Genomic DNA, 24,411 nt, shown 5'->3' on the forward strand with positions numbered 1-24,411 from the left:
TCTGGCAGGGATGTATCCGCTGCTCTTTCGCGCTGTCCTGTCGCGCTTCGACCCTGAGTTCGCCCACCACGCCGGGATGGCGGTGATCCGCGTACTCGGTGTGCCCCCGTTCTCCTGGGCGACGCGCGCGCTCACGAAGCCCGACCCGTCGCTGCGCGTCGAGGCGCTCGGGCTGACCTTCTCGTCGCCGTTCGGCATCGCCGCGGGCTTCGACAAGAACGCGATCGGTGTTCGCGGGCTCGCGGCGCTCGGATTCGGGCACGTCGAGGTCGGCACCGTGACGGCGATCCCGCAGGAGGGGAACCCCAAGCCTCGGCTCTTCCGGCTCGTCGCCGACCGGGCCGTCATCAACCGCATGGGCTTCAACAACGAGGGTGCGGATGCCGCCGCGCGGCGACTCGCGAAGTTGCGGAGGGGCGCCCCGGACACCGTGATCGGTGTCAACATCGGCAAGAGCAGGGTCGTCGACGTCGAGGATGCGACAGCCGATTACGTCGCGTCCGCGACCAGGCTCGCACCGCTCGCCGACTACCTCGCGGTCAACGTGTCGTCGCCCAACACGCCCGGCCTTCGAGGTCTGCAGGCCGTCGAGACCCTGGCTCCACTGCTGAGGGCCGTGCGCGCGGCATCGGGAGCCACGCCGCTGCTCGTCAAGATCGCCCCCGACCTCGCGGACGACGAGATCACGGCGATCGCGAAGCTCGCCGTCGACGAGGGACTTTCGGGGATCATCGCCCACAACACCACGATCAGCCGGGAAGGCCTCACCACCGACGCCGCGACGGTCGCGGCGGCGGGGGCCGGCGGCCTCTCCGGTGCGCCCCTCAAGGAGCGTTCGCTGCAGGTGCTCCGGCTCGTCCGTACCGCGGTCCCCGAGGACTTCTGTGTGATCGCCGTCGGGGGAGTGGAGACTCCCGCCGACGTGCAGGAGCGACTCGCCGCCGGGGCGACCCTCGTGCAGGGATACACGGCCTTCCTCTACCGGGGCCCGTTCTGGGGACGCGAGCTCAACAGGGGCCTGGTGCGCCGCTGAGATCACCGGAAACGCAGAAGAGGCGTCTCGTGCTCGTGAGAGCAGGAGACGCCTCTTCTGTATGAAGGGTGTCAGGCGGGGTAGTCGCCGCGCTTGACCTGAGCCTTCGGCAGGCGCATGAAGCGCATCTGCAGCGACCGCATTGCGGCGTACCAGCCGAGGCCGCGCTCCATGCGCTCCTGGCCGAACTTCGCAGCGATCTTGCGCTTGACGCGGAAGCCGAGGAGGACCATACCGCCGATCGCGAGGATCAGGTAGGCCATCATGACCAGGTAGGCCCAGCCGGCGATGGCGAAACCGCCGATCGCGAGGTTTGCGGGGAGCAGCGAGATGAGGATCACGAGCACCATCACGCCCATCACGAACTCCGCGGGGTGCCATCCGGCGTCCACGTAGTCACGCACCCAGCGGCGCTGCGGGCCCTTGTCGCGGGCGGGAAGGAACTTCTCCTCACCGGCGGCGAGACCTGCCTGCGCGCGGTTGCGCCGCTCGTTGAGCTCGGCGCGGGCTGCGGCCTTGGCCTCCTTGGTGTTCGCGACGAGAGGGCGTCGGCGTGCGGCCTCCTGCTCGGCCCGGGTCGGCGTCGGGCGTCCCTTACCCGAGCCTGGCGTCTCGGAGGCGTCGTCGTTCGTCGGAGGGGAGACAGGAGAAGTGGCCACGAGGTTCCTCGGTTCAGTGAAGGTGGATCACCTTAAGATTACTCGCATGACATCTCCTGCCCAGCCCGGTGACCAGAATCTGTCCAGCGACCGCGAACCCGCCGTCCTCGAAGCGGCATCGACAGGCTTCCCCGCGGCGCTGAGCGACCTCGGTCGGCTCGTGCGCATCCCCGGCATGGCCTGGCCGGCTTTCGACCAGACGCAGCTGGAGCGCAGCTCGGAGGCCGTCGCCGCTCTGGCGACCGACACCGGAGTGTTCGACGAGGTCCGCATCCTCCGGGCGGCTGTCCCCGGCACCGACGAGCACGGGCAGCCGGCGGTGCTCGCCACGCGTGCCGCGCGCAACGGCAAGCCCACCATCCTGCTCTATGCACACCACGACGTGCAGCCCCCCGGTGACGACGCGCTGTGGGAGACGCCGCCGTTCGAGCCGACCGTTCGCGACGGACGCCTGTACGGGCGCGGAGCGGCCGACGACAAGGCCGGGATCATGGCGCACATCGCCTCGATCCGCGCGGTCGCCGAGGTGATCGGCGACGACCTCGAACTGGGGATCGCGATGTTCATCGAAGGCGAAGAGGAGTACGGATCGCGTTCGTTCGCGCAATTCCTCGCGGACAACAAGGAGGCGCTCCGCGCAGACGCGATCGTGGTCGCCGACTCCGGCAACTGGGATTCGGTCACACCGGGTCTGACGGTGTCTCTTCGTGGGAACGCGCGGTTCACAGTGCGGGTGCGCACCCTCGATCACGCATCCCACTCGGGGATGTTCGGTGGAGCAGTGCCCGACGCGATGATGGCGACGGTCAAGATGCTCTCCACCCTGTGGAACGACGACGGATCGGTCGCGGTCGAGGGGATGACGGAGCGGGATGCTCCCACACCCGACTACGGCGAGGAGACCCTCCGCGATGAGGCTGGGCTCCTGCCGGGCACCTCGCCGATCGGAGGCGGTACGATCCTCAGCCGGATCTGGAACAAGCCGGCCGTCACCGTCATCGGCATCGACGCGACGAGCGTCGAGGCGGCGTCCAACACGCTCCTGCCCGAGGTGACGGTCGTCGTGAGCGCCCGAGTCGCCCCCGGCCAGTCCGGTGAGGAGGCCTACGCCGCCCTCGAGGCGCACCTGCGCGCGCACGCCCCGTTCGGCGCAGAGCTGACGTTCTCCGACGTCGACCTGGGCAACGGATTCCTGGTGGACACGAGCGGCTGGGCCGTCGCGCTCACGCGCGATGCGATGCGCGACGGCTACGGTGTCGCACCGATCGACCTCGGTGTCGGCGGATCGATCCCCTTCATCGCCGACCTCGTGCGGGAGTTCCCTGCCGCGCAGATCCTGGTCACCGGCGTCGAGGACCCCCACTCCAGGGCGCACAGCCCCAACGAATCCCTGCACCTCGACACCTTCCGCCACGCGGTCGCCACCGAGGCGCTTCTCCTCTCCCGCATGAACGACATCATCATCTGAGCCCGTTCCGCCCGCCGGAGGGTAAAATCGAGTCACCAGCCGTGCGAGCGCGGCCCGTCACAAGGAGCGACATGAGCGACACCACACTGACTGCAGCAGAGACCACCCAGGCGCACGGCGTGAAGCTGACCGACGCCGCGGCCACGAAGGTCAAGAACCTCCTCGAGCAGGAGGGCCGCGACGACCTGCGTCTGCGCGTCGCCGTCCAGCCCGGTGGATGCTCGGGCCTGATCTACCAGCTGTACTTCGACGAGCGCTACCTCGAGGGCGACGAGACTGTCGACTTCGACGGAGTCGAGGTCATCATCGACAACATGAGCGTTCCGTATCTCGACGGCGCATCGATCGACTTCAAGGACACGATCTCGGAGCAGGGCTTCACGATCGACAACCCGAACGCCGCGGGCAGCTGCGCCTGTGGAGACAGCTTCCACTGATCCGAACCCCTCCGCCAACCTGCGTGGTTGGCATGAATCAGGTGTGAGGTTGCCCTAGACTTGGGTGTGCCCTGTCCGCAATCTGAAAGGTGCATCGTGCCCTCGAAACGCCGCCTTCGTTGGGCCGCTCTTCCTCTGGGAGTAGCGGCAGCCGTGGCCCTGGCGGGATGTACTGCCACTGAGCTGAACGGTTACCTCCCTGGCTTCGTGGAGGGTGAGCCTGCGGCCACCAACCAGACCGAGCGCGTGTCCTCGCTCTGGGTGAACTCCTGGATCGTCCTCCTCGCCGTCGGCGTGATCACCTGGGGCCTGATGGCCTGGGCCGCGATCGCCTACCGTCGCCGCAAGGGACAGACCGGCCTGCCGGTGCAGATGCGCTACAACATGCCGATCGAGATCTTCTACACGATCGTGCCGCTCATCCTGGTGTTGGGGATGTTCTTCTTCACCGCTCGCGACCAGAGTGCGATCGAGGCGAAGTGGGATGACCCCGACGTCGAGATCACCGCGATCGCGAAGCAGTGGGCGTGGGACTTCCAGTACGACGGCGAAGAAGAGGACAACTCGGACGCCGTCTGGACCATGGGCATCCAGGCTCAGCCCGACGCCGCCGGCAACATCGACCAGGCGCAGCTTCCGACTCTGGTGCTGCCGGTGGACCAGAAGGTCACCATCAACCTGCAGTCGCGCGATGTCATCCACTCGTTCTGGATCATCGACTTCCTGTACAAGAAGGACATGTACATCGGGAAGGACAATTCCTGGTCCTTCATCCCGACGCGCGTCGGCGAGTACGCCGGCAAGTGCGCTGAGCTGTGCGGCGAGTACCACTCGATGATGCTGTTCAACGTGAAGGTCGTCGAGCAGGACGAGTACGACGCCTACCTCCAGTCGCTCGAGGAGGAAGGCAACACCGGCGACATCACGGATGCATACGACCGTCTGTCGAACTTCCCGGGCACCACCGCAACGACCGACTCCGAGGAAGGAGAGGAGTAAGCCATGTCGACAACTGAAGCCCCCCGCACCGACGAGGCGCCCCGCTCCCGACCCACGACTCTGCCCGCACGCCAGGCCGCTCTCATGAGCTCCTCGCGCGTCGAGCAGAAGGGCAACATCGTCGTCAAGTGGATCACCTCCACCGACCACAAGACGATCGGGTACATGTACCTCATCGCCTCGGTGCTGTTCTTCCTCCTCGGTGGTGTGATGGCCCTCGTCATCCGTGCAGAGCTGTTCGCTCCCGGGATGCAGATCATCCCGACGAAGGAGCAGTACAACCAGCTCTTCACGATGCACGGCACGATCATGCTGCTGATGTTCGCGACGCCGCTCTTCGCCGGCTTCGCGAACGCGATCCTGCCGCTGCAGCTCGGAGCGCCGGACGTCGCGTTCCCGCGTCTGAACGCCTTCGCATTCTGGCTCTTCCTCTTCGGCTCCACGATCGCCGTGGCCGGCTTCCTCACGCCTCAGGGTGCCGCGTCGTTCGGATGGTTCGCCTACCAGCCCCTCGCGAGCGCCTCGTTCTCGCCGGGTGTCGGTGGAAACCTGTGGATGGTCGGCCTCGGCATCTCGGGCTTCGGAACCATTCTCGGAGCGGTGAACTTCATCACCACCGTGATCACGATGCGTGCGCCCGGAATGACCATGTGGCGTATGCCGATCTTCTCGTGGAACACGCTCATCACGAGCCTCCTGATCCTGATGGCCTTCCCGGTGCTCGCCGCTGCGATCTTCGCCGCGGCAGCCGACCGAATCCTCGGCGCGCACATCTACGACCCGGCCAACGGCGGCGTCCTGCTCTGGCAGCACCTGTTCTGGTTCTTCGGTCACCCCGAGGTCTACATCATCGCGCTGCCGTTCTTCGGCATCGTGTCGGAGATCTTCCCGGTGTTCAGCCGCAAGCCGATCTTCGGATACAAGACCCTGGTCTACGCGACGATCGCCATCGCGGCGCTCTCGGTCGCGGTGTGGGCGCACCACATGTACGTCACGGGTTCCGTGCTGCTTCCGTTCTTCGCCCTGATGACGATGCTCATCGCGGTGCCGACGGGTGTGAAGATCTTCAACTGGATCGGAACGCTCTGGCGAGGGTCCGTGACGTTCGAGACGCCGATGGTGTTCGCGCTCGGCTTCCTCGTGTCGTTCGTCTTCGGTGGTCTGACCGGCGTCATCCTCGCGGCTCCGCCGCTGGACTTCGCGCTGTCCGACTCCTACTTCGTGGTCGCTCACTTCCACTACGTGGTCTTCGGCACGGTCGTGTTCGCGATGTTCGCCGGTTTCTACTTCTGGTGGCCGAAGTGGACCGGACGCATGCTCAACGAGCGCCTCGGCTACGTGCACTTCTGGATGCTGTTCATCGGCTTCCACATGACGTTCCTCATCCAGCACTGGCTGGGCGTCGACGGCATGGTCCGTCGCTACGCGGACTACTCGGCGGCAGACGGCTGGACCTGGCAGAACCAGGTGTCGACGATCGGTGCGATCATCCTCGGGGCCTCGATGCTGCCGTTCTTCCTGAACGTCTGGATCACGGCGCGCAAGGCGCCCAAGGTCACGGTCAACGACCCGTGGGGCTACGGGGCATCGCTCGAGTGGGCGACCTCGTGCCCGCCGCCGCGGCACAACTTCACGTCGATCCCGCGCATCCGCAGCGAGCGTCCTGCATTCGACCTGAACCACCCCGAGGCGGCGGAGTTCACGCCTGCCGCTCCCGGCGAGCGAGAGGGCCACTGAGCCATGCGCGACAACGTCATTCTCTGGTGGATCCTGACCGCGTTCTTCGCACTGGTCGGCGTCGTCTACACCGGCTGGCACATCCTGGCGACTCCGTCGGAGAACTTCGCCGAGCGGATCGAATGGGTCGGCACCGTCGCGCTGTTCTTCGCAGCCTTCATGGGCGCGCTGATCGCGTTCTACCTCGATCGCACGCACAAGGCGCAGAACGGTGAGCTGCCCGAAGACATCCTGACCAGCGACATCGATGACGGTGACCCTGAACTTGGCGAGTTCAGCCCGTGGTCCTGGTGGCCGATCGTGCTGGCCGGATCCGCTGCGGTGTTCGTCGTCGGACTCGCGGTCGGTCACTTCCTGCTCCCGATCGGCCTCGCGATCTTCGTGGTCGCGATCGTCGGCTGGGTGTACGAGTACTACCGCGGCAACTTCGCCCGCTGAGTGTCACGAAGAAGGCCCCTGGGATCCGTCCCAGGGGCCTTCTTCGTCGTATCCCCGCGCGCTGGCCCGCAGGTCGAGGGCCGGGCGATGTCTAGGCCTTCGTGCGCACCCGTGCCACGCCGGTGAGCGGATCGACCGGGCGGTGATGCACGCCGTCCGCGTCCTCCACCGGGTAGCCCTCGCGAACCCAGTACTCGAAGCCACCGATCATCTCGCGCACGTCGTACCCGAGAACGGCGAACTCCCTGGCGCCCTTCGCGCCTGCGTTGCACCCGGGGCTCCAGCAGTAGACGACGACAGAGGTGTGGGCGGGAATCTCGAGGGGTGCGCGGGTCGCGATCTCGCTGTAGTGCATGTGGATGGCTCCCGAGATGCGTCCCTGGCCCAGGCCTCGTCGGAGCGGACATCGATGACGACGACCTCCTCGCCGGCCTTCAGTGCGGCGTGGACGTCGCTGGCGTCGGTCTCGTAGGCGAGTTTGGCGGCGTAGTACTCAGCGCGTTCGATCATGATCCCAGCGTAGGGAGACGCCCTGGGGCGCGCCCTCATCATCCGGACGAAGGCGCATCGGATTCCGCCAATGTCTGAACGAGCGGTCAGAGTTCCACAGTCATCTGCAGGCGCCGCCCGTAACGATCGAGCGAGAGCGAGGCCTCTGTGTCCACGAGGCCGCGCTGGAACGGGGTCTCCGGGATGCTCTCGAGGAATCCGCACGAGGCGTAGAACGGAGCGTTCCAGGGGATCTCGGCATAGGTCCGCAATGACATCCGCGTGTAGCCGCGTTCGCGGGCTTCGTCGAGCGCGGCGTCGACGAGGCGGCGTCCATAGCCCTGTCGACCGGAGGAGGGGAGGACGGAGAGCTGCTCGAGGTGCGCGTGACCGTCGGCGTCGAGCACGTGCACGAAGCCGACGGGGGAGGAGTCTTCGGCGTCCTCGACCACCAGGACGAAACCGGGTGCACCGAGTCTCTCGGCGCCATCGCCGGCCGGTGGCCATTCGGGCGCCCCCAGGCTGTCGATCAGAAGCGCATCGGCGTGCGCTTCGATGGCGTGCAGGATCTCGGCATCCTCGGCGACGCCCGGCCGGATGACGCCGTTCATCGTGGGTCCTCCGCAACCGCTGCGATCGCTTCTATCTCGACCAGCTGGTGATCGTAGCCGAGTACCGTGACCCCCAGGAGGGTGCTCGGCACGTCGTGATCGCCGAAGGCGGCGTGTACGACGTCCCAGGCTGCCACCAGGTCCTTCTGGGACGACGAGGCCACCAGGACGCGTGTGCTGATGATGTCGGTGAGAGTCGCGCCGCTGGCGTGCAGCGCTGTGCGCAGCGTCTCGACGCAGCGTGCAGCCTGCGCGGCGTAGTCGCCGGGTGCTGTCGTGCTGCCGTCGTCTTCGAGTGGGCATGCGCCGGCGAGGAAGATCAGCCGGGATCCGGATGGTGCTGTGGCCGCGTAAGCATAGGGTGCTGCGGCGAGGTCGGCGGAACGGATGAGTTGGACTGCTGAGCTCATATACCGATCCTTCCACGCCCAGGTGGGAGCCTCCCGGACACGAAGAGGGCCCTGTCCGAAACGGACAGGGCCCACGCGGGGGAGCGGCGGTCTTACTCGCCGTCCTCCGACTTCTTCTTGCGGGGCTTCTTCACCGGCTCGGTCGAGATGACCGTGCTGGGGGTGTTCGGCGTCTCGTCGACGTGGGTCTCGCCCACGGTCAGAGGCGCGTCAGGGAAACCTGCACGCTCGTGAGCGCCCTGGATCTCTGCTGCCTCGGTCTCATCGTTGTGAGCCTCGACATGGTGCTGGTGAGCATCCGCGGCCTCGACCTCGGCCTGCGTGAGCGGGGCGAGACGGTCCTCGAAGAACCAGCGCGAGACGGAGGAGCGCAGGTTCTCGGTCCACGAGATGCGTCCCTTCGCATTCGGACGGACGACCAGCGGCTCGTAGCCGTCGACGTCGATGAGCTTCCAGCGGTCGTACTTGTCGACCGGCTGGTGCACCTCGATGAACTCGCCGCCGGGGAGGCGGACGATGCGGCCCGACTCGAAACCGTGCAGGACGATCTCGCGATCCTTCTTCTGCAGCGCGAGAGCGATGCGCTTCGTCACGAAGTACCCGAGCACGGGGCCGACGAACAGCAGTGCCTGGAGCGTGTGGATCACGCCTTCCATCGTGAGCATGAAGTGCGTCGCGATGAGGTCGGAGGAAGCCGCAGCCCACAGCACCGCGTAGAAGATGACGCCGGCCACGCCGATGGCGGTGCGGGTCGCCGCGTTGCGCGGACGCTGAGCGATGTGGTGCTCGCGCTTGTCGCCCGTGATCCACGCCTCGAGGAAGGGGTAGATCGCGACGAGCACGATGAACAACCCGAGCACCACCAGCGGCAGGAGGATCCCGAACGACCAGGTGTGGTCGAGGAACACGACGTCGAGGTTCGACGGCGCCAGTCGCAGCGCTCCGTCAGCGAATCCGATGTACCAGTCAGGCTGGGTACCGGCGGAGACGGGTGACGGGTCGTACGGGCCGTAGTTCCAGATCGGGTTGATCTGGAAGAACGTCGCGATCAGCACGATCGTGCCGAAGACGATGAACAGGTAGCCGCCCATCTTCGACATGTAAACCGGCATCATCGGGTAGCCCACGACGTTGTCGTTCGTGCGGCCGGGACCGGCGAACTGCGTGTGCTTGTTGACGATCATCAGCATCAGGTGCACGACGATCAGACCGATGACGAGCAGCGGCAGCAACAGGATGTGCAGCGTGTACAGGCGGCCGACGATGTCGGTGCCGGGGAACTCGCCGCCGAAGAGCAGGAAGGAGGTCCACGTGCCGATCAGGGGGATGCCCTTCACCATGCCGTCGATGATGCGGAGGCCGTTGCCCGACAGCAGGTCGTCAGGAAGCGAGTAGCCGGTGAAGCCCTCGGCCATCGCGAGGATGAACAGCACGAAGCCGATCACCCAGTTGAGCTCGCGGGGCTTGCGGAACGCACCGGTGAAGAAGACGCGCAGCATGTGCACGCCGATTCCGGCGACGAACACGAGCGCGGCCCAGTGGTGGATCTGGCGGACCAGCAGACCTCCGCGGAGGTCGAACGAGATGTGCAGCGATGACTCGAGGGCCGCCGACATCTCGATACCGCGCATCGGCGCGTAGGCACCGGTGTAGTGGGTCTCGACCATCGATGCCTGGAAGAAGAACGTCAGGAAGGTTCCGGAGAGGAACACCACCACGAAGCTCCACAGCGCGATCTCGCCGAGCATGAACGACCAGTGGTCGGGGAAGATCTTGCGTCCGAGCTCCTTGACGAAGCCGGAGATGCTGGTGCGCTCATCGATGTAGTTCGACGCGGCGCCGACGAATCGGCCGCCGAGAGGCGCCTTGTTGTCCTTGTCCTCTTTGGACAGCGTTGCGGTGCTCAATGGCGCTCCCAGAAGCTCGGGCCGACGGGCTCGGTGAAGTCACTGCGTGCGACGAGGTAGCCCTCGTCGTCGACGGTGATGGGCAGCTGCGGCAGCGGGCGTGCGGCCGGGCCGAAGATGACCTTGGCGTGATCCGTGACGTCGAACTGCGACTGGTGGCAGGGGCACAGAAGGTGGTGCGTCTGCTGCTCGTACAGAGCGACAGGGCAGCCGACGTGCGTGCAGACCTTGGAGTACGCGACGATGCCGTCGTAGGACCAGTCCTTGCGGTCCTCGGCCTCGATGAGCTGCTCGGGGCGGAGGCGCATCATCAGCACGATCGCCTTCGCCTTCTCCTCGAGGTAGCCGTCGTGGTGGCTGAGGTCTGCGAGGTCCTCCGGGATCACGTGGAACGCGGATCCGAGGGTGACGTCAGCGGCGCGGATGGGGGTTCCATCGGGGTCGCGCACGAGACGCTGACCCTTCTCCCACATCGTCTGCTTCAGCAGCACGACCGGGTCGCCCGCTGTGGGGTCGTCGGGAGTGCTGTGCGGAGCGAGGCCACGGAACAGGGTCACGCCCGGGATGATCGAGGCCACGATCGCTGCGAACAGCGAGTTGCGGATCATGGTGCGGCGGCCGAAGCCGGACTCCTCGTTGGCGGTCTCGAACGCCTCGATGACCGCTTCGCGCGTCGACTCCTTGCCACGGGTGGGGTGGCGGTACTCGATGTGCTCCTTGTCGCTCATGAGCGCCTTGGACCAGTGGATCGCCCCGATGCCGATCGAGAGCAGAGCCAGTGCGATGCCCAGACCGATGAAGAGGTTGTTCTGACGGATGTCGATGAGCGCGCCGCTCTCGATGGGGAAGAGCATGTAGGCGGCGACGGCCCAGATGCTTCCTGCCAGCGAGAGGTAGAACAGGGTGTAGACCGTGCGCTCCGCAGCCTTCTCAGCGCGCGGGTCCTTATCGGTCATCCGCTCGCGGTGCGGCGGCAGCCCGGGGTTCTGCACGGGATCGCTGACTGCGACACCCAGCCCCGGAGAGGGCTGGTAGGCCCTGTCAAGAGCCTGCGAGTCGTCGTCGTGTGCCATGGTGCTCCTCGTACGTTCCTCTTCGATGAATAAGCGTCAGTTGGACTTCGCCGTGATCCACACGGTGATGGCGACGAGCGCGCCGATGCCGAAGATCCAGACGAACAGGCCCTCGGAGACGGGACCCAGCGAACCGAGCGAGAATCCGCCGATCTGCACGGACTGCTGCTGGTAGAGCAGCGCCGAGATGATGTCGCGCTTGTCTTCGTCCGACAGGTTCATGTCGCCGAAGACGGGCATGTTCTGGGGACCGGTGACCATGGCCGCGTACATGTGCAGCGCGCTGGTCTCGGTCAGAGCCGGGGCGTACTTGCCCTCGGTGAGTGCACCACCGGCTGCCGCCACGTTGTGGCACATCGCGCAGTTGACGCGGAACAGCTCGGCGCCGTTCGCGACATCTCCGCCGCCGTCGAGGATGTGCTCCTCGGGGAAGGTCGGACCGGGAGCAGACTCCTGGACGAACGACGAGATCGCCAGGATCTGGTCCTCCGTGAACTGCGGCGTCTTCTGCGGGGCCTGGGGTCCCTGCATCTGCAGGGGCATGCGTCCGGTCGACAGCTGGAACTCGGTCGCGAGCTCGCCGACGCCGTAGAGGCTGGGCCCGTTCGCGGTTCCCTGCAGGTCGAGGCCGTGGCAGGTGGCGCAGTTCGCCGTGAACAGCTTCTCGCCGTCTTCGACGGTGAGGGTGCTCGCGGCGGTGGTCTGCGTGTCGGTCGCAGCGAAGGCTGCGGATGTTCCGGCGTACACGGCGCCGGTGATCATGAGGCCTGCTCCGATGAGTGCCACCGCAGCCAGGGGACTGCGACGGCCGTTCGAACGGCGCTTCTTCTCTCGTGCCATCTCGGGGATCAGCTCCGCTCTTATTTCAGGAAGTAGATAACGACGAACAGCACGATCCAGACGACGTCGACGAAGTGCCAGTAGTAGGACACCACGATCGAGGAGGTCGCCTCCTTGTGCCGGAAATTCTTGACGGCGTATGCGCGTCCGATGACGAGCAGGAACGCGATGAGGCCGCCGGTGACGTGCAGGGCGTGGAAGCCCGTCGTCAGGTAGAACGCGGATGCGTAGGAGTCGGCGCCGATCGGCATGCCCTCAGCCACGAGCTGTGCGTACTCCCACACCTGGCCGGAGACGAAGATCGCACCGAGCGCGAAGGTGAGGAAGAACCACTCGACCATGCCCCAGCCGAAGAGGCGACGGCGGCCGGCGCCGTTCTTCTGCCCCTTGGCGATGCGGTACGGCTGCAGGTCCTCTGCCGCGAACACGCCCATCTGGCACGTGAAAGAGGAGAACACCAGGATCGCCGTGTTGACGAACGCGAACGGGACGTTCAGCAGTTCGGTGCGGTCGGCCCAGAGCTCCGGTGAGGTGCTGCGGAGAGTGAAGTAGATCGCGAAGAGTCCCGCGAAGAACATCACCTCGCTGCCGAGCCACACAATGGTGCCGACAGCTACCGGGTTGGGGCGCTTGATCGTTCTTGCCGCCGGGGCATACGTCGCTGAGGTCGTCACCCTTCCATTATGGCCGATCCTCGGGCGTGATTCTCGCACCGGAGGCCCCCGATTCGCTGTCATGCGACTTAGGCAACCCTAAGAAAACGCTGCGAATCCTCGGTGAATCCGCGGGAAACTGGGGGTGCCGCGGGCGGGAGGGCCCGTGCGGAAGAGTCTGCACGTTTTCCCGGCGCCGATAGGATCGCACACATGGCTGATTCCCTGACCTGGTCCGACGTGCTCACCACTCTCCTGGAGCGCCGCGACCTCAGCGTCTGGGAGTCCACCTGGGCCATGCGTCAGATCATGCGCGGCGATGTGACCGAGGCGCAGCTCGCGGGATTCCTCGTCGCATTGCGGGCCAAGGGAGAGACCATCGATGAGATCGTCGGGTTCCGCGACGCGATCCTCGAGGCGGCTGTTCCGCTTCCCGTGTCGCCGAACGTTCTCGACATCGTCGGCACCGGCGGCGACCGGGTCGGCACGGTCAACGTCTCGACGACCGCAGCGGTGATCATCGGCGCGACAGGCGTTCCCGTCGTCAAGCACGGAAACAGGGCTGCCAGCTCCGCCTCCGGCTCATCGGATGTGCTGAGCGCGCTCGGGCTCGAACTCACCCTCGACCCTGCCGCGGTGTCGTCGATCCTCGATCGCACCGGCATCACCTTCGCCTGGGCGGGTGCCTTCCACCCCGGCTTCAAGCACGCGGGGGCCGTTCGCGCAGAGCTCGGAGTGCCGACGGTGTTCAACATGCTCGGTCCACTGTGCAACCCGGCCCGCGCCGAGGCGAACGCCGTCGGTGTGGCGCAACTCGAGCGCGTTCCGCTCATCACCGGTGTGTTCCGCACCCGCGGCGCGACGGCGCTGGTGTTCCGCGGCGATGACGGCCTGGACGAGCTGACCACCACCGGCCACAGTCGCATCTGGGAGGTCACGCGTGGAGACATCCACGAGCACGACCTCGATCCGCGCGACCTCGGCATCCCGGTCGCCGATCTCGCCGATCTGATAGGTGGCACCCCCGACCACAATGCGGAGATCCTGCGCAGGACGCTGGACGGCGAGATGGGCGCGGTGCGCGACATCGTGCTGCTGAACGCCGCGGCAGGGATCGTCGCGTTCGAGCTGTCGCAGGATGCCGCGCAGGTCCAGCGTCCGATCCTGGAGCGCCTGCGCGAGGGATACGAGCGTGCGGCCGCCGCGGTCGACGACGGCCGGGCCATCGCGAAGCTGGACGAATGGATCAGCGTGAGCCGAGAGCTCGCCTCCGCGTAGGGAAGACATATGGACCCCGTCGCCGCACTGCTCGAGATCGCGTCTCTGCTGGAGCGCGAACGGGCTTCGCGCTACCGGGCGAAGGCGTTCCGCCAGGCGGCGGCGACTCTGCAGCAGCTGCCAGAGGACGTCCGCGAGGACCCCACCCGGTTGCGCGCCGCCAAAGGCATAGGGGAGTCGACCTTCGGCGTCATCCGGCAGGCGCAGGCCGGAGAGGTTCCGGACTATCTCGTCGAGCTGCGCGGAGAGGTCGAGCCCGAGAAGGAGTCGCGACTGCGCGCCAGGCTCCGCGGTGACCTGCACGCCCACACGGACTGGTCAGACGGCACCACCCCCATCCCCGTCATGGCGGCGGCGGCGCGGGCGCTCGGGCATGAGTATCAGGCGATCACCGATCATTCGCCGCGTCTCCGGGTGGCCCGCGGGCTCTCCGCCGAGAGGCTCCGCGAGCAGATCCCGCTCGTGCGGGCGGAGTCAGGAGACGGGTTCACGCTGCTCGCGGGGATCGAGGTCGACATCCTCGAGGACGGCGCCCTCGACCAGGAGGACTCGCTGCTCGGCGAGCTCGACATCGTCGTCGCATCCGTCCATTCGAAGCTGCGCATGGAAGCGAGGCCGATGACGGCGCGGATGATCGCTGCCGTGTCGCACCCGCGAGTCAACGTGCTCGGCCATTGCACCGGCCGCCTCGTGCAGGGGGAGCGGGGCACTCGGCCGGAGTCGCAGTTCGACGCCCGCGCAGTCTTCTCGGCCTGCGCCGAGAACGGCGTCGCGGTCGAGATCAATTCCCGACCGGAGCGGCAGGACCCGCCTGACGAGCTGATCGCGATCGCCCTCGACGCCGGGTGCCTCTTCTCGATCGATTCGGATGCGCACGCGCCGGGTCAGCTCTCGCTGCTCGACCACGGCGCAGAACGCGCGGAGCGGGCCGGAGTGCCGACCTCCCGCATCATCACGACCTGGAGTCTCGATCGACTGCTCGCCTGGGCGAACTGACTCAGTCCTCTACGGTGGCCACTGCCGCGACGGCGCGGGCCATCGAAGATCCGAGGTTCCACTTCGCAGCGACCGCGGTCGCTGCATCCACCTCGGCCGGATCGAGCGGCCGCAGTGCCTCGGTCGGCGCCTCGATGTCGAGATCGGGGGCCACGGCGACGACGGTCGGGGCGACGTCGAGGTAGTCGGACGCTGCGAGTATCTTCGCTCGGACCCCGGCGCTCATGCCTTCTCCGGCTTCTGCCGCCGCGCGGATCCCGACGAGATCTCCGTGGGACTGCAGCAGGGTCGCTGCGGTCTTCTCGCCGACGCCGGCGACGCCGGGCAGACCGTCGGACGCATCGCCCCGCATCGTGGCGAAGTCGGCGTACTGCCCTGGGAGCACGCCGTACTTCGCGACGACCACGGCATCCGTCACGATCTCGAGGTTGCTCATGCCACGTGCCGTGTAGACGACACGGACATCCCTCGCGTCGTCGACGAGCTGGAACAGGTCGCGGTCGCCCGTGACGATGTCGACCGGCATGGTCGCGTGCGTGGCGAGGGTGCCGATGACGTCGTCCGCCTCGTGTTCGGCGACACCGATGATCGGGATGCCGAGGAGGCCGAGAGCCTCACGGATCAGCGGGATCTGGGCCTCGAGCGGGTCGGGCACCTCTTCGACGTCCGGCCCTGCCGCCACGACCTCGACCACTCGGTGCGACTTGTAGCTCGGGATCAGGTCGACCCTCCACTGCGGCCGCCAGTCGTCATCCCAGCAGGCGATCACGTGCGTCGGCTCGTACAGGGTGATGAGCTTCGCGATGATGTCGAGCAGGCCGCGGGCCGCGTTGATGGGGGAGCCGTCCGGCGCCGTCACCTTGTCGGGAACGCCGTAGAAGGCGCGGAAGTAGAGACTGGCGGTGTCGAGCAGAAGCAGCTTGTCGGCGCGTGGCATGCCGACAGTCTGTCAGCGCGCACGCCGCGCGTGGTATCTCATCCTTCGCACGGCCCCGAGATCTGATAGCCTTGACTGTCACTCGTGGCGTGCCTATGCATGCCCGGGCGGCAGAAACCAAATCAATCGCTGCAGAGCTCGTGATCGGCCGTGCGCGGCCGGAGCTTTCAGCCCGAGTCTCCATTCACAAGGACAACCCACTACATGACTACCGCAACGACCGCCCCGGCCACCAAGCAGGTCGCCATCAACGACATCGGATCTGCTGAGGACTTCCTGGCCGCGGTCGAGAAGACCCTGAAGTTCTTCAACGACGGCGACATCATCGAAGGAACGATCGTCAAGATCGACCGCGATGAGGTCCTGCTCGATGTCGGATACAAGACCGAGGGTGTCATCCCCTCGCGCGAGCTCTCGATCAAGCACGACGTCGACCCGAACGAGGTCGTCAAGGTCGGCGACGAGGTCGAGGCCCTGGTTCTCCAGAAGGAGGACAAGGAAGGCCGTCTGATCCTCTCCAAGAAGCGTGCTCAGTACGAGCGTGCCTGGGGAGACGTCGAGAAGATCAAGGAGAACGACGGAGTCGTCACCGGTACGGTCATCGAGGTCGTCAAGGGTGGACTCATCGTCGACATCGGCCTCCGTGGCTTCCTCCCGGCTTCGCTCATCGAGCTTCGCCGCGTCCGCGACCTCACGCCGTACCTCGGCCAGGAGATCGAGGCCAAGATCCTCGAGCTCGACAAGAACCGCAACAACGTCGTGCTCAGCCGCCGTGCGCTGCTCGAGCAGACGCAGTCGGAGTCGCGCACCACGTTCCTGAACAACCTGCACAAGGGTCAGGTCCGCAAGGGTGTCGTCTCGTCGATCGTCAACTTCGGTGCGTTCGTCGACCTGGGCGGCGTGGACGGCCTCGTGCACGTCTCCGAACTGTCCTGGAAGCACATCGAGCACGCCTCCGAGGTCGTCGAGGTCGGCCAGGAGGTCACCGTCGAGATCCTCGAGGTCGACCTCGACCGCGAGCGCGTCTCCCTGTCGCTGAAGGCGACGCAGGAGGACCCGTGGCAGGTCTTCGCCCGTACCCACGCGATCGGTCAGGTCACGCCGGGTAAGGTCACCAAGCTCGTTCCGTTCGGTGCGTTCGTGCGCGTCGCAGACGGCATCGAGGGCCTCGTCCACATCTCCGAGCTCTCCAGCAAGCACGTCGAGCTGGCCGAGCAGGTCGTGTCGGTCGGCGAAGAGGTCTTCGTCAAGGTCATCGACATCGACCTCGAGCGTCGCCGCATCTCGCTTTCGCTGAAGCAGGCGAACGAGGCCGTCGACGTCAACGGCACCGAGTTCGACCCGGCGCTCTACGGCATGCTCGCCGAGTACGACGAGGCCGGCGAGTACAAGTACCCGGAGGGCTTCGACCCCGAGACCGGTGCATGGAAGGAAGGCTTCGACACCCAGCGCGAGGCATGGGAGCAGGAGTACGCTGCGGCCCAGGCTCGCTGGGAGGCCCACAAGGCTCAGGTTGCCAAGGCAGCCGAGGCCGAGGCGGCCGCTGGCGACGACTTCGGTGGCCAGGTCTTCTCGAGCGAGGCCGCAGGCGCGGGCACGCTCGCTGACGACGAGGCTCTCGCGGCTCTCCGCGAGAAGCTCTCGGGCGGCAACGCTTAAGCATCACGCTCTGGAACGGGCCGTCATCCTTCGGGATGGCGGCCCGTTCCGCGTATGAGCCCGAGTTCGTGCGACGTGCCCGTCTACGTGACCGAACATTACGTCCGCATTCGTCACATTTCAGCGGGTTGGACAGCATGGGGGTATGACCTCTCTGCTCTCCGCGCCGGCCACGGCACGCGGCCCGGCGATCGCCGGCACCGCCCAGCCCGTGCGCCTGCGCGGGGTGGAGCGCAGCTTCCCCGTCGCCCGCGGTCGGCGTGATGTGCTCCGAGGGATCGACGTCGAGGTCGCAGCCGGCGAGATCGTCGCGATCGTCGGGCCGTCAGGATGCGGCAAGTCCACGCTCCTGCGTCTGGTCGGCGGGCTGGATGCGCCGACGAGCGGCAGCATCCTGCTCGACGACTCCGGCGTCGCCGATGTCGACGAGCGCACCGCGATCGCCTTCCAGGAGCCCAGGCTCCTGCCGTGGCGAACCATCGCGCAGAACGTCGAACTCGGGCTTCCCCGCGGTACCGCGCGGCGTGAGGGTCGCGAACGCGTACGCGAGCTGCTCGAACTCGTCGGTCTCGAGCAGGCCGCAGACCAGCGTCCGCGCGAGGTGTCGGGTGGAATGGCGCAGCGCGCCTCCCTCGCCCGCGCACTCGCCCGCAACCCCGGCGTCCTCCTCCTCGACGAGCCCTTCGGTGCGCTCGACGCGCTCACGCGACTGCGGATGCACGATCTCCTCCTGAAGATCCACGCCGCAGAGCCCACCACGGTCCTCTTCGTCACCCACGACGTCGAAGAGGCCCTGTACCTGGCCGATCGCGTGCTGCTGCTGCGCACGCTGGTCGGCGACGCCGAGACGCACGCGCCCTCCATCGCGCGCACGATCACGGTCCCCGGCATCCGCCCCCGCGACCGCGCCGATCGCGGCCTCGCGGACCTCCGCGCCGAGCTCCTCGAGGGACTCGGTGTCGACACCCACCACAGCACCGCCACCGAGGAGACCCGATGAGCACCATCACCCGCCGAATCATCCCCGCGATCGCCATCGCCGGGACGATGATGCTCGTAGCGTCCGGCTGCGTCGCCGGGGAGAACGCCACGGCCTCCGACACGTCGAGCGACGATGCCGCAGCGAGCGGCGAGTGGTCGTCCGACACACTGTCGATCGACTTCGCCACTTACAACCCGCTGAGCCTCGTGATCCGCGATCAGGGAATCCTCGAGGACATCCTGGGCGACGACGTCGACGTCGAATGGGTGCAGTCCGCCGGCTCCAACAAGGCGAATGAGCTGCTGCGCTCCGGGTCGATCGACGTGGGGTCGACGGCCGGCTCCGCCGCGCTCCTCGCCCGGGCGAACGGCTCGCCGATCCAGGTCATCGACATCTTCTCGCAGCCCGAGTGGTCGGCGATCGTCGTCGGCCCCGACAGCGACATCACCTCGGTCGAGGACCTCGCGGGCAAGTCGGTCGCCGCGACGAAGGGCACGGACCCCTACTTCTTCCTGCTGCAGTCGCTCGAGGAAGCCGGCCTCTCGGTCGACGACGTCGAGGTGCAGAACCTCCAGCACGCGGACGGGCGCGCAGCGCTCGACGGCGGCTCGGTCGACGCCTGGGCGGGCCTCGACCCGATCATGGCCGCGGCCGAGGTGGAGTCGGGCGACCAGCTCATCTACCGCAACGTCGACTTCAACACCTACGGATTCCTGAACGCCACCGAGGACTTCATCGAGAACCACGCGGACCTCGCGCAGGCGGTCGTCGACGCCTACGAGCAGGCGCGCGAGTGGGCCCTCGAGAACCCCGATGAGACGGCCGCGCTGCTGGCCGAGGTCGCGGGCATCGACATCGAGGTCGCGAAGACCGTCATCACCGAGCGCTCGAACCTCGACGTGAGCGGCATCCCGGGAGACGACCAGGTCGCGGTGCTCGAGAAGATCGCTCCCGTGCTCGTCGACTCCGGTGATGTCCAGGGCGGCAAGGACTCGGTCGACAAGGCGCTGGACTCGATCGTCAACGCCACCTTCGCAGAGAAGGCGGTCGGGGGCGAGTGAGTCTTCCCGACCAGCGCGTGGTGGTACCCGCGGACGCACGGGAGGCGCTCGACGCCGCTCGCGGCGTCCGTCGGCACGCGGAGGTGGGCGCGCGGCATGCGTGGGACCGTCCGGTGGTGCGCGTCATCGGCGGATTCTTGCTCCCCGCGGTCATCATCATCGCCTGGCAGGTCGTGACGACCACCGGACTCGTGGCGCCCTACCTCCTCCCGTCTCCGGAGTCCGTCTTCGCCGCCGGCGTCGAACTGGCCGATCGCGGTCTGCTCTGGACCCACATCGCGATCTCGGTGCAGCGCGTGCTGCTCGGCTTCGCGATCGGATCCGTGATCGGACTCGCGATCGCGGGGATCGTCGGGCTCTCGAGGATCGGCGACGTGCTGCTCAGTCCCACGCTCTCGGCGGTCCGTGCGGTCCCGTCTCTGGCCTGGGTGCCGCTCCTGATCCTCTGGATGCAGATCGGGGAGGAGTCCAAGGTGACGCTGATCGCCATCGGTGCGTTCTTTCCGGTCTACACGACCGTCGCATCGGCGCTCCGGCACGTCGATCCCCAGCTCGTCGAGGCAGGACGCTCGTTCAGCCTCCGCGGCTGGTCGCTGTTCCGCACCGTCCAGCTGCCTGCCGTCGTGCCGTCTGTGGTCGCGGGCCTCCGTCTCGCACTCGCGCAGGCCTGGCTGTTCCTCGTCGCCGCCGAGCTGATCGCCTCGTCGATGGGCCTCGGGTTCCTGCTCACGGACTCGCAGAACAGCGGACGTGTCGACAGGATCATCCTGTCGATCGTCCTGCTGGCACTTCTCGGCACGATCACCAACGCGCTTCTCGTGCTGGTCGAGAAGTATCTGCTCCGACGGTGGGTCTGACCGTGACGGAAGCACGTCTGCACGAGACCCGCACGTATCCGGCGTCCGCCGGCTTCGCCGCGACCGCGAACGTCACCGCCGAGGCGTACGCGCGGGCAGCGTCCGATCCGACCCTCTTCTGGGAGCAGGCGGCCGAGCGGCTCGACTGGGTCGAGTCGTGGCACACGGCTCACGAATGGGATCCCCCCGTGGGCGAGGCCGTTCCCGCAGCACGATGGTTCGTCGGCGGACGGCTCAACGTCGCGTACAACTGCGTCGACCGCCACGTCGAGGCCGGTCGCGGTGACAAGGTCGCGCTGCACTTCGAGGGCGAGCCGGGCGACCGCATGGCCGTGACGTACTCCGACCTCCAGGACAGGGTGTCGCGCGCGGCCAACGCGCTCATCGCACTCGGCATCCGGCCGGGCGACCGTGTCGTCATCTACCTCCCGGTGCTGATCGAGACGGTCGTGATCACCCTCGCCTGCGCGCGCGTCGGAGCCGTGCACTCACTGGTGTTCGGCGGCTTCTCCGCCGAGGCGGTGCGATTCCGGCTCGCCGACACCGGAGCCAAGCTGCTCGTGACGAGCGACGGCCAGTTCCGCCGGGGCAGCGCCACCGAGGTCAAATCGACGGCCGATATCGCGGCCGAGGACCTGCCCGATCTCGAGCACGTCCTCGTGCTCCGGCGCACCGGGCAGGATGTTCCCTGGACCGGGGGACGCGACGTCTGGTGGCACGATGTCGTCGACACCGCCTCGCCCCGGCATGAGCCCCAGGCGTTCGATGCCGAGCATCCGCTCTTCATCATCTACACGTCGGGAACCACCGGGAAGCCGAAGGGGCTCGTCCACACATCCGGTGGGTACCTCACGCATGCGAGCTGGGCGCATTGGGCGCATTTCGACGCGAAACCCGACGACGTGCACTGGTGCACCGCGGACCTCGCCTGGGTGACCGCCCACACCTACGAGATCTACGGTCCTCTCTCGAACGGCCTGACGCAGGTCATCTACGAGGGGACGCCGGACACACCGAACCGCGAGCGGCACCTCGAGATCATCGAGCGCTACGGCGTGACCGTGTACTACACCGCGCCCACGCTCATCCGCACGTTCATGACCTGGTTCGGCGCAGAGCTGCCGCAGGGGCACGACCTGTCGACGCTGCGTCTGCTCGGGACGGTCGGGGAGGCGATCAACCCGGAAGCCTGGATCTGGTTCCGCCGCAACTTCGGGCGCGACGAGCTCCCGGTGATCGACACCTGGTGGCAGTCCGAGACCGGGGCGGCGATGATCGCGCCGCTTCCGGGAGTGACGATGCTCAAGCCCGGCTCCGCATCCGTGCCGCTGCCCGGTATCGACGCGACCGTGGTCGACGCGAACGGCGATGAGGTCGCGCCCGGAGGATCGGGAACGCTCGTGGTGCGGCGCCCGTGGCCGGGGATGGCGCGCACCGTGTGGGGGAACCCGCAGCGATACCGTGATGCGTACTGGTCTGCCTACGCCGGACACGGCGAGCACGGCGGATACTACGTCGCCGGTGATGGGGCGACGCGCGATGCAGACGGCTACATCTGGATCCTCGGCCGCCTCGACGACGTCGTGAATGTGTCCGGCCACAGGCTCTCGACGATCGAGATCGAATCGGCGCTCGTGGCGCACGACACGGTGGGGGAAGCTGGCACCGCGGGCGTCGCAGACCCCGTCACCGGACAGGCCGTCGTCGCATTCGTCACCGCGTCAGGACGCGCAGAGGTCTCGACCTCGCAGCTGCGAGGACAGGTCGCCACGGCGATCGGACCCGTCGCCAAGCCGAAGCACATCGTCGTGGTCCCGGATCTGCCCAAGACCCGCTCCGGCAAGATCATGCGGCGACTGCTCGCACAGCTGTGGGAGGCGGAGCAGGACCGTCGCGCAGGACGCGCACCAGCACCCCTCGGGGACACGACATCTCTGCAGAATCCGTGGGCCGTCGACGACATCGCCGCCGTGCTCGAGACCACCGAACTGAGGACGCAATGACGGAAGAACACCGCTTCGGGTTTCGCACGAGGGCACTCCATGCCGGGGGAACACCGGATGCCGCGACGGGTGCGCGCGCCGTGCCGATCTACCAGACGACGTCATTCGTGTTCGAGGATGCGACGGATGCCGGCAACCTCTTCGCGCTGCAGAAGTACGGCAACATCTACTCGCGCATCGGCAACCCCACCGTCGCCGCGCTCGAGGAACGGCTGGCATCGCTCGAGGGCGGGATCGGCGCCGTCGCGACCGCGTCGGGCATGAGCGCCGAGTTCATCACGTTCGCCGCGCTCGTCGGCGCGGGCGACCACGTCGTCGCCTCGGCGCAGCTCTACGGCGGCACAGTGACCCAGCTGGACGTGACGCTGCGTCGGTTCGGCGTCGAGACGACGTTCGTCGCCTCCACGGATCCGGCCGACTACGCGGCGGCGATCCGCCCCGAGACGAAGGTCGTCTACGTCGAGATGATCGGAAACCCGTCGGGTGAGATCGCCGACATCGAGGGCCTCGCGGAGGTCGCGCATGCCGCCGGTGTGCCGCTTGTCGTCGACGCGACACTGGCCACGCCGTATCTCGCGCGTCCGCTCGAGCACGGCGCCGACATCGTCATCCACTCGGTGACGAAGTTCCTCGGCGGTCACGGGACGACGCTCGGAGGCGTCGTGATCGAGAAGGGCACGTTCGACTGGGGCAACGGGCGCTTCCCGCAGATGACGGAGCCCGTCGAGTCGTACGGAGGGATCAAGTGGTGGGACAACTTCGGCGAGTACGGGTTCCTCACCAAACTCCGCACCGAGCAGCTGCGCGACATCGGGCCGGCGCTGAGTGCGCAGTCCGCCTTCAACCTGCTGCAGGGTGTCGAGACTCTTCCGCAGCGCATCGACGCCCATCTCGCCAACGCGCGCATCGTCGCTGACTGGCTGGCGTCCGACCCCCGCGTGGAATACGTGACCTGGGCGGGGCTCGAGGGTCACCCGCATCACGAGCGCGCCGCGAAGTACCTGCCGCTCGGGCCGGGGTCGGTCTTCGCCTTCGGAGTCAAGGCCGAAGACGGTCGCGCGGCGGGGGAGACGCTGATCGAGAACCTCCAGCTGGCATCGCACCTCGCGAACATCGGTGACGCGCGCACGCTCGTCATCCACCCGGCATCCACCACCCATCGACAGCTCACGGAGTCGCAACTGGTGGCAGCCGGAGTGCGCCCCGACCTCATCCGGATCTCGGTGGGCCTCGAGGACGCGGACGACATCATCTGGGACCTGGACCAGGCACTCAGCACGGCGACGGGAGCGAACCGATGAGCGACACGGACATCGCGGGGGCAGACGCCTGCACGCTCCCCGCGCCTCAGGAGGCCGCAGCATGCGCGCTTCCCGGAGCCGCCCCGCTGCACCCTGAGCGCACGTGGGAAGGACCGAGCCAGCAGCAGCGATTCGGCATCCTCCGACGTGCGAAGTCCGTCGCCATCGTCGGCGCATCGAACAACCCCGCCCGCGCGTCGTACTTCGTCGCGACCTATCTGCTCTCGAGCACCGCTTACCACGTCTACCTCGTCAATCCGCGTGAGTCGTCCATCCTCGGGCAGCCCGTCTATGCGTCGCTCGCCGACCTTCCCGTCGTCCCCGACATCGTCGACGTGTTCCGTCGGCACGCGGATCTTCCCGGCGTCGCGCAGGAGGCGATCGACCTCGGCGCGCAGACGCTCTGGCTGCAGCTGGGGTCGTGGAATGAGGAGGCGGCCGCCCTTGCGGAAGACGCAGGGCTCTCAGTCGTGATGGATCGCTGCATCAAGATCGAGCACGCGCGGTTCCATGGCGGACTCCACCTCGCCGGGTTCGACACGGGCGTGATCAGCTCTCGGCGTCAGCTTCTCGGACGCTGAGC

23 protein-coding genes and 1 pseudogene are annotated in these 24,411 nt (G+C 67.2%); 15 read left to right on the forward strand and 9 right to left on the reverse strand.

Annotated features, from left to right (window positions below; all coding sequences use genetic code 11):
• Window positions 1–10: 10 nt before the first annotated feature.
• Window positions 11–1,033 (forward strand): quinone-dependent dihydroorotate dehydrogenase, encoded by a 1,023-nt coding sequence (locus tag ACQ4LY_RS12585; protein ID WP_431071971.1) that lies wholly within the window; start codon window positions 11–13, stop codon window positions 1,031–1,033.
• Window positions 1,034–1,104: 71 nt separating this feature from the next.
• Here the strand turns inward: ACQ4LY_RS12585 and ACQ4LY_RS12590 are convergent, their stop codons facing one another.
• Window positions 1,105–1,692: a DUF3043 domain-containing protein gene (locus tag ACQ4LY_RS12590; RefSeq protein WP_056307014.1), complete on the reverse strand. Its 588-nt coding sequence runs from the start codon at window positions 1,690–1,692 to the stop codon at window positions 1,105–1,107.
• A gap of 46 nt (window positions 1,693–1,738) precedes the next feature.
• On the opposite strand from ACQ4LY_RS12590, the gene ACQ4LY_RS12595 reads away from it, so the two are divergent.
• The 5 genes from ACQ4LY_RS12595 to ACQ4LY_RS12615 all read left to right on the forward strand — a co-directional run bounded on the left by ACQ4LY_RS12595 (window position 1,739) and on the right by ACQ4LY_RS12615 (window position 6,771).
• The gene (locus tag ACQ4LY_RS12595; RefSeq protein WP_431071973.1) at window positions 1,739–3,160 is read left to right on the forward strand and encodes a dipeptidase; all 1,422 of its coding nucleotides are present in this window, start codon (window positions 1,739–1,741) and stop codon (window positions 3,158–3,160) included.
• 71 nt (window positions 3,161–3,231) lie between these two features.
• Window positions 3,232–3,597: an iron-sulfur cluster insertion protein ErpA gene (erpA, locus tag ACQ4LY_RS12600; protein ID WP_056307018.1), complete on the forward strand. Its 366-nt coding sequence runs from the start codon at window positions 3,232–3,234 to the stop codon at window positions 3,595–3,597.
• A gap of 96 nt (window positions 3,598–3,693) precedes the next feature.
• Entirely contained in the window at window positions 3,694–4,596 is a 903-nt protein-coding gene (gene ctaC / locus ACQ4LY_RS12605; protein WP_431071975.1) for an aa3-type cytochrome oxidase subunit II, read from the forward strand.
• Window positions 4,597–4,599: 3 nt separating this feature from the next.
• Window positions 4,600–6,333 carry an aa3-type cytochrome oxidase subunit I gene (ctaD, locus tag ACQ4LY_RS12610; RefSeq protein WP_056307022.1) on the forward strand — a complete coding sequence of 578 codons (1,734 nt, stop codon included), beginning with the start codon at window positions 4,600–4,602 and terminating at the stop codon, window positions 6,331–6,333.
• 3 nt (window positions 6,334–6,336) lie between these two features.
• On the forward strand, window positions 6,337–6,771 hold the full coding sequence (locus ACQ4LY_RS12615) for a cytochrome c oxidase subunit 4 (protein ID WP_341958106.1): 435 nt from the start codon (window positions 6,337–6,339) through the stop codon (window positions 6,769–6,771).
• 91 nt (window positions 6,772–6,862) lie between these two features.
• Here ACQ4LY_RS12615 and ACQ4LY_RS12620 read toward each other — a convergent pair.
• The 7 genes and pseudogenes from ACQ4LY_RS12620 to ctaE all read right to left on the reverse strand — a co-directional run bounded on the left by ACQ4LY_RS12620 (window position 6,863) and on the right by ctaE (window position 12,775).
• Window positions 6,863–7,281, reverse strand: a pseudogene (locus ACQ4LY_RS12620) (rhodanese-like domain-containing protein).
• 86 nt (window positions 7,282–7,367) lie between these two features.
• Complete coding sequence (locus ACQ4LY_RS12625) at window positions 7,368–7,871, reverse strand: GNAT family N-acetyltransferase (protein WP_431071978.1); 504 nt, start codon at window positions 7,869–7,871, stop codon at window positions 7,368–7,370.
• Complete coding sequence (locus tag ACQ4LY_RS12630; protein WP_431071980.1) at window positions 7,868–8,281, reverse strand: RidA family protein; 414 nt, start codon at window positions 8,279–8,281, stop codon at window positions 7,868–7,870. The genes ACQ4LY_RS12625 and ACQ4LY_RS12630 overlap by 4 nt, the downstream gene beginning before the upstream one ends.
• A 92-nt stretch (window positions 8,282–8,373) precedes the next feature.
• Window positions 8,374–10,188 carry a cytochrome bc1 complex cytochrome b subunit gene (gene qcrB, locus ACQ4LY_RS12635; protein WP_431071982.1) on the reverse strand — a complete coding sequence of 605 codons (1,815 nt, stop codon included), beginning with the start codon at window positions 10,186–10,188 and terminating at the stop codon, window positions 8,374–8,376.
• Window positions 10,185–11,261: a cytochrome bc1 complex Rieske iron-sulfur subunit gene (gene qcrA / locus ACQ4LY_RS12640; protein ID WP_431071984.1), complete on the reverse strand. Its 1,077-nt coding sequence runs from the start codon at window positions 11,259–11,261 to the stop codon at window positions 10,185–10,187. Before qcrA ends, qcrB begins: the two co-directional genes overlap by 4 nt.
• A 36-nt stretch (window positions 11,262–11,297) precedes the next feature.
• The gene (qcrC, locus tag ACQ4LY_RS12645) at window positions 11,298–12,101 is read right to left on the reverse strand and encodes a cytochrome bc1 complex diheme cytochrome c subunit (protein ID WP_431071986.1); all 804 of its coding nucleotides are present in this window, start codon (window positions 12,099–12,101) and stop codon (window positions 11,298–11,300) included.
• 20 nt (window positions 12,102–12,121) lie between these two features.
• Window positions 12,122–12,775 (reverse strand): aa3-type cytochrome oxidase subunit III, encoded by a 654-nt coding sequence (gene ctaE / locus ACQ4LY_RS12650; RefSeq protein ID WP_431071988.1) that lies wholly within the window; start codon window positions 12,773–12,775, stop codon window positions 12,122–12,124.
• Window positions 12,776–12,967: 192 nt separating this feature from the next.
• On the opposite strand from ctaE, the gene trpD reads away from it, so the two are divergent.
• Window positions 12,968–14,032, forward strand: coding sequence for an anthranilate phosphoribosyltransferase (gene trpD / locus ACQ4LY_RS12655; RefSeq protein ID WP_431071990.1), 1,065 nt, complete (start codon window positions 12,968–12,970; stop codon window positions 14,030–14,032).
• A 9-nt stretch (window positions 14,033–14,041) separates the two neighbouring features.
• Complete coding sequence (locus ACQ4LY_RS12660) at window positions 14,042–15,028, forward strand: PHP domain-containing protein (RefSeq protein WP_431071992.1); 987 nt, start codon at window positions 14,042–14,044, stop codon at window positions 15,026–15,028.
• Window position 15,029: 1 nt separating this feature from the next.
• On the opposite strand, the gene ACQ4LY_RS12665 is transcribed toward ACQ4LY_RS12660, so the two are convergent.
• A complete protein-coding gene (locus ACQ4LY_RS12665; protein ID WP_431071994.1) occupies window positions 15,030–15,965 on the reverse strand; it encodes a 5'-3' exonuclease in 936 nt (311 codons plus the stop codon).
• 204 nt (window positions 15,966–16,169) lie between these two features.
• Between ACQ4LY_RS12665 and rpsA the strand changes: the two genes are divergently transcribed.
• The 7 genes from rpsA (at window position 16,170) to ACQ4LY_RS12700 (ending at window position 24,409) form a co-directional block, all read left to right on the forward strand.
• Window positions 16,170–17,624 (forward strand): 30S ribosomal protein S1, encoded by a 1,455-nt coding sequence (rpsA, locus tag ACQ4LY_RS12670; protein WP_053096692.1) that lies wholly within the window; start codon window positions 16,170–16,172, stop codon window positions 17,622–17,624.
• Window positions 17,625–17,769: 145 nt separating this feature from the next.
• Window positions 17,770–18,624 carry an ABC transporter ATP-binding protein gene (locus ACQ4LY_RS12675; protein WP_431071996.1) on the forward strand — a complete coding sequence of 285 codons (855 nt, stop codon included), beginning with the start codon at window positions 17,770–17,772 and terminating at the stop codon, window positions 18,622–18,624.
• Complete coding sequence (locus ACQ4LY_RS12680; RefSeq protein WP_431071998.1) at window positions 18,621–19,667, forward strand: aliphatic sulfonate ABC transporter substrate-binding protein; 1,047 nt, start codon at window positions 18,621–18,623, stop codon at window positions 19,665–19,667. The genes ACQ4LY_RS12675 and ACQ4LY_RS12680 overlap by 4 nt, the downstream gene beginning before the upstream one ends.
• Window positions 19,664–20,524, forward strand: coding sequence for an ABC transporter permease (locus ACQ4LY_RS12685; RefSeq protein WP_431072000.1), 861 nt, complete (start codon window positions 19,664–19,666; stop codon window positions 20,522–20,524). The genes ACQ4LY_RS12680 and ACQ4LY_RS12685 overlap by 4 nt, the downstream gene beginning before the upstream one ends.
• Before the next feature lie 2 nt (window positions 20,525–20,526).
• Entirely contained in the window at window positions 20,527–22,527 is a 2,001-nt protein-coding gene (acs, locus tag ACQ4LY_RS12690; RefSeq protein WP_431072002.1) for an acetate--CoA ligase, read from the forward strand.
• Window positions 22,524–23,828, forward strand: coding sequence for an O-acetylhomoserine aminocarboxypropyltransferase/cysteine synthase family protein (locus ACQ4LY_RS12695; protein ID WP_431072004.1), 1,305 nt, complete (start codon window positions 22,524–22,526; stop codon window positions 23,826–23,828). The genes acs and ACQ4LY_RS12695 overlap by 4 nt, the downstream gene beginning before the upstream one ends.
• Window positions 23,825–24,409, forward strand: a complete 585-nt coding sequence (locus ACQ4LY_RS12700; protein ID WP_431072006.1) for a CoA-binding protein — start codon at window positions 23,825–23,827, stop codon at window positions 24,407–24,409. The genes ACQ4LY_RS12695 and ACQ4LY_RS12700 overlap by 4 nt, the downstream gene beginning before the upstream one ends.
• The last annotated feature ends 2 nt before the right edge of the window (window positions 24,410–24,411 follow it).

The sequence above is a fragment of the Microbacterium phyllosphaerae genome (assembly GCF_050628115.1).
In the GTDB taxonomy this organism is placed as follows: Bacteria; Actinomycetota; Actinomycetes; order Actinomycetales; family Microbacteriaceae; genus Microbacterium; species Microbacterium phyllosphaerae_A.